Raw genomic sequence first — 5,333 nt, 5'->3', positions numbered from 1 at the left:
TATGGCGGGATAGCACAACTATCCAATCCAGATAAAAAGGCCATTTAAAATAATCTATTCAGCCCATTTAACGCTGCTACGCGATACGCCTCTGCCATCGTAGGATAGTTAAAAGTAGTATTCACAAAATACTCAATAGTATTACCTTTCCCCTCCTGCTCCATAATCGCTTGACCGATATGGATGATCTCGGCAGCGCGCTCACCAAAACAGTGAATGCCTAAAATTTCTTTCGTTTCACGATGGAAAAGAATTTTTAAACTGCCCACATCTGATCCTAAAATTTGTGAACGCGCGAGATCTTTAAACTGTGCACGCCCAACTTCATAAGGCACTTTCTGTTGCGTTAACATCTGCTCAGTTTTACCCACAGAACTAATTTCAGGAATAGTAAATATCCCCGTTGGAATATCTTTAATGAGTTTCTTCTGCCCCTCTTTGTTGAGAATAGTATGAGCTGCAATTCTTCCTTGGTCATAAGCCGCACTAGCAAGGCTTGGATAACCAATCACATCACCAATCGCATAAATATTCTCTACACCGGTTTGATATTGTTCATTGATCGCTAACTGACCACGACCATCCGCCTTTAAATCAACCGCTTGTAGATTTAACTTGTCGGTATTACCTGTACGACCATTGGCATATAATAGGCAATCCGCTTTCATTTTTTTACCCGATTTAAAGTGTAAAATAACACCATCTTTGGTGCTTTCTATTTTTTCATACTCTTCATCATGGCGCAAAATGATACCTGAATTTCTAAAATGATAAGAGAGAGCGTCAGACATTTCGGCATCTAAAAAAGCTAACAGACGATCACGGGTATTAATCAGGTCTGTTTTAACACCTAACCCCCTAAAAATTGAAGCATATTCAGAGCCAATTACCCCAGCACCATAAATAGCAATATGCTGAGGCTGGTAATCAAGTGAAAGAATGGTATCACTGTCGTAGATATTAGCAGCGTCAAAATCAATATCTTCAGGATGATAAGGACGAGATCCCGTCGCTACGATAATATCTTTCGCGGTAATTTTATCGACACTGCCATCTTTATTTCTTACCGCAATAGTATGTTTATCCACAAAAGAAGCTTCACCAAAAATAAGCGTACAATTATTACGGTTATAAAAACCACTACGCATGGCCACCTGTTTACTGATCACTTGTTCGGTATGACGCAATACATCAGCAAAGGTAAATGAGGATTTTTGCGGATAGTTATTGATAAACAGCGCATTATTTTTCAGTTCAATCAATTGACTAACACTATGGCGCAGTGCTTTGGAGGGGATAGTGCCCCAATGCGTACACCCCCCGCCAATATCTTTGTATTTTTCAATGACCGCCACCGATAAACCACCTTTAGCAAGCGTCATGGCGGATCCCTCTCCTCCAGGCCCAGTACCAATCACAATGGCATCGTAATCATAACGTGGTGCAGTGGGTTTGCTACTTTTTGATTTAGACATGAGGAACCTTTAAGGGAGACAAAGAAAAAGTGATATTAACAACTCATTTGCATTTGTCACACATCGATGTAACAAAGCGTGAGCGGCACAAACCTAACGCATAAAAAAGGGGAAAAATAATCAACTTCGTGTTATTTTTAGTAAATAGCTTACTTTCTAAAAGGCACACATATGAGTAAAAATTCTATTTCACTAAAATGGCTGTTTTATACTTTTTTAATTGGTTTATCACTGAACGCTTGTCTCTCTATTTTTACCATTCCACAGGCAACGTTTTCTATTTTTCCTTTTTTCACTCTGTTTTTTGCAGTGAACCACTTTTACGGCTTTTATATTAAAGAAGCAGATAATGAGGTGAGTATTCGCCCTGCATGGGCTACTTTTTTTATTGGCATTTTTTCACACACAGCTTATACCGGCGCGTTATACCCTGAATTAGGTTCAAACTTTATCTCCATTACCATCACGCTTATTTTAACTATCTGGTTGATGTATAAGTGGATGTTTGGCGATAAGCATTACAACGCATAAGCATTTATCATTAATATGAGTGAAAAGCTCAAAAAAAATTAACGACAAAGACACGAAGAAAAATATTTCTTTTGTGTCTTTGTCGTTTCTATGTAGCATAGCGACTTCGCGGTTGTCTTTTTTTGAATAAAGCCTTTATTTTTTTTCTAGGCGATTTAATAACGCCAATGAACTATTTTTCAAACCAAAGAGTACCTCTTCTGGGGCATCGGGATTAAACAAACCAAGCTCAGGGAATAGGGTGCATAGTATTGCTTGCGGTGCCATGGTAACAGTATCTATTTTGAGTGAGCGGTTCACTTTTAAGAAAATAAAACGGTGAATTTCATCAAAACGTTCCAGTTTTTCCATTAACTGTTCAGCATTTTCTGCTTCGATAAAAAACTCTTCCCGTTCACTTTTACCCTCCCACTCAGTGACGGTAATTAATGCACAGAAGGGCATATTATCTGCCTGCGTCTGTTTTTCAATATAGATAGCATGCAACGCAGTGTTCTGCGCCTCCTGCTTCACTTTCAAAGCGATAAACTTACAATCTACATCGGCACTGAATAATTCAGGCAGTTGTATCGCAGAATAAAGCACTAGCGGATCACTATTTGACATAAAAACTCCATAAAGAACCTATCATCATATTAGCTTAATCTATAAGCTTTACTTTACAAGTTAGCCATCCGTTTAAAGAGGTAAAAAATGAACTACACCACACGTGAATTAAAAAAACATAAACACATTGCATTAGTCGCTCATGACAATATGAAAGCAGAATTACTAAAGTGGTCAGGACAGCGTTTAGAAGCACTGAAACTACATCACCTTTATGCGACAGGTACAACAGGGGCAATACTATCAAAAGAGTTATCTCTGCCTATCACCTGTCTATTTTCAGGGCCAATGGGGGGTGATCAGCAACTTGGTGCTAAAATTTCTGAGGGTGAAATAGATGTATTAATCTTCTTTTGGGATCCGATGAATGCAGCGCCACATGATCCTGATGTCAAAGCACTGTTGCGTTTAGCGGCAGTTTGGAACATTCCTGTTGCCACTAACATTGCCACCGCTGATTTTATAATGGATTCACTGCATATCAATGAAACTTATCAAACACGCATTCCCGACTACCAAGGTTATTTAGCAGAACGAGTAAAATAGATGCAAATATTAACCGATATTTATATCTACCCGATTAAATCTGTTAAAGCCGTGAGCCAACCTGCGGCACATGTGGAAGAGAAAGGATTACGTTTTGATCGTCGTTATATGCTTATCGACCTTGATGGTGATTTTGTTACAGGCCGTACAACTCCCGAACTGACTCAAATCGATGTGCAGTTCGCGCAACAAACATTACAACTGAGTGCGCCTAATATGGCGCAATTAACTATCGACCCCAAACAGTTTTCAAACAAAACATTAACCTCAAAAATTTGGGCTGATAAAGTGAATGTGGTGCATTGTCATCAAGATTACGATAACTGGTTTTCTGAGTATCTACAGCAACCTTGCCAGTTAGTGTTTTTTGCTGACCATAGTACCCGTTATGTCAAAAACAGGAAAACTCAAGTGGCGTTTGCTGATGGTTATCCACTGCTATTAGTGAACCAAGCTTCCGTTGATCTACTTAACACTAAGCTAGACAACCCTGTCTCTGCGTTAAATTTTCGCCCTAACATTGTGGTTAACGGTGATTTTCCTTTTGTTGAAGATAGCTGGTCACGTATTAAAATTGGTGAAGTGGAATTTGAGGTAAGTAAACCCTGTTCACGTTGCTTATTCACTAATGTTGATCCCAAAACAGGCGTTGCGGATCCAACTGAACCCTTTGCAACACTGGCTAAATTTCGCTATCACCAAGGTGATGTCGATTTTGGACAAAACCTCATTCCGCTGAACAATGGTTTAATCCGCGCAGGAGATGAAGTGCAGGTATTAGCCACACGAGATACCGTTGTATACAGCTCACGCGGTGGAATACCAACAGATAACAAAAAACAGTTACAGATTCACTATCAACAATCAGCAATAACAGTGACAGGTGATAATCAGCAACTATTATTAGATCAAGCTGAACAAGCAGGCATTGCTATCCCCTACTCTTGCCGTGGTGGGAAATGCGGACGCTGTAAAGTTAAATTGCTGGAAGGTGAAGTGCTCACCCTCAATAATGAAGCACTAACCAATGAAGAGTTAACTGAAGGTTATGTGCTCACTTGTAGCTGTATTCCACTCTCAGACATTACTATCAGTCATTAATCATCGAGGTTTCATGGAAGTTATAAATGCTCATACACAAATACCCATCAGTGATACCGACAAGCTCATTGAAGTACTTGGTTTAACCAATGATGTTCATGAAGCGGGTTATATTTTACCCGATGGGAGGTTATTGCACCTCGATCGCAGTAATTGCTTTAAACGTAAAAATCACCTTGATGTGTTAAAACTGTTACCCGATTTTTTAGGGCAAGAACACTCCATTATTGATACCGATATGATCGCATTCATGGCACGTGAAAAATTGGTGCGATTTTGCATTGATGGACGTATTCATACCGCAGTCAAACCCACCTCCGATCAACTACGAAAAATCTATACTACACTGGCATATCGCGCTAATCCATTTGAAATTATCATCTCCAATGCAGCAGGAATGACCCTTTCACAACACACCGTATCAGGACCCACAATGGGTGCATTGGTGAAGATATTTAAAACTTATGACTTAAAAGAACACGATGATTTTTCAGAAGATGAATTTTGTATTGAAGAGTCTGAAAGCCATTTTAAGTTAATTTTTCGTCCTGCGATGAAAACCGTTGGCCAGTTCAATAAAAAAAGTAACATGATAAAAATGGATGAAGGGTTTAAAGAGGCTACAACACTATTTATCGATTTAGTGAAGCGACAGAATTAATAACTGACGATAGCTATACCCATGATACTTCAAGGTGCAAAGTCAGCAAGGAAAATCGTGCCAAGGTGCTATGCATAAAATTGAAGCCTAGTCATTCTAAGTCGAGATTTTATAACAACGCAGATTGGTGCGAGTTGCCTTGCCCTTCGGGGCGCAAGCTCGAAAACCAGCCCAGCGTTGCAACAATCATAAAGGGAATAACCATTCGCTCATGTTGCGTCTTGCTCTGGTTACCGAGCTTGTGCCTGACAAAGCACCTTGAGGTAACATGGGTATATACCCATTTTTATTCAGTCGGAGACGAAGGCAAGACGCAGTATGATAACCTTTCGAGTAACTAACTGCGCCAATTTTCTAACTGTAGAATAAAATAAAGCTAAACATTAGGACTACAAATAATGACTTAAAATATC

At 39.4% G+C, this 5,333-nt stretch carries 6 protein-coding genes; 4 read left to right on the top strand and 2 right to left on the bottom strand.

Annotated features, from left to right (window positions below; genetic code table 11):
- Positions 1-44: 44 nt before the first annotated feature.
- Complete coding sequence (gene sthA, locus G322_RS0117350; protein ID WP_022942969.1) at positions 45-1,475, bottom strand: Si-specific NAD(P)(+) transhydrogenase; 1,431 nt, start codon at positions 1,473-1,475, stop codon at positions 45-47.
- A 171-nt stretch (positions 1,476-1,646) separates the two neighbouring features.
- Here sthA and G322_RS0117345 point away from each other — a divergent pair, with 171 nt between their 5' ends.
- Complete coding sequence (locus G322_RS0117345; RefSeq protein WP_022942968.1) at positions 1,647-2,006, top strand: DUF1422 family protein; 360 nt, start codon at positions 1,647-1,649, stop codon at positions 2,004-2,006.
- 135 nt (positions 2,007-2,141) lie between these two features.
- Here the strand turns inward: G322_RS0117345 and G322_RS0117340 are convergent, their stop codons facing one another.
- Positions 2,142-2,612: a hypothetical protein gene (locus tag G322_RS0117340; RefSeq protein ID WP_022942967.1), complete on the bottom strand. Its 471-nt coding sequence runs from the start codon at positions 2,610-2,612 to the stop codon at positions 2,142-2,144.
- Between the two features lie 87 nt (positions 2,613-2,699).
- Here G322_RS0117340 and G322_RS0117335 point away from each other — a divergent pair, with 87 nt between their 5' ends.
- From G322_RS0117335 to G322_RS0117325, 3 genes are read left to right on the top strand one after another with little or no spacing between them, the layout of a single operon-like run.
- Positions 2,700-3,158: a methylglyoxal synthase gene (locus tag G322_RS0117335; RefSeq protein WP_022942966.1), complete on the top strand. Its 459-nt coding sequence runs from the start codon at positions 2,700-2,702 to the stop codon at positions 3,156-3,158.
- A complete protein-coding gene (locus G322_RS0117330) occupies positions 3,159-4,259 on the top strand; it encodes a YcbX family protein (RefSeq protein WP_022942965.1) in 1,101 nt (366 codons plus the stop codon). It abuts the gene before it with no gap.
- A 13-nt stretch (positions 4,260-4,272) separates the two neighbouring features.
- The gene (locus tag G322_RS0117325) at positions 4,273-4,920 is read left to right on the top strand and encodes a hypothetical protein (protein WP_022942964.1); all 648 of its coding nucleotides are present in this window, start codon (positions 4,273-4,275) and stop codon (positions 4,918-4,920) included.
- The last annotated feature ends 413 nt before the right edge of the window (positions 4,921-5,333 follow it).

This window comes from Psychromonas hadalis ATCC BAA-638 (assembly GCF_000420245.1).
Taxonomy (GTDB): Bacteria; Pseudomonadota; Gammaproteobacteria; order Enterobacterales; family Psychromonadaceae; genus Psychromonas; species Psychromonas hadalis.
This window is presented reverse-complemented; position numbering and strand designations above follow the sequence as displayed.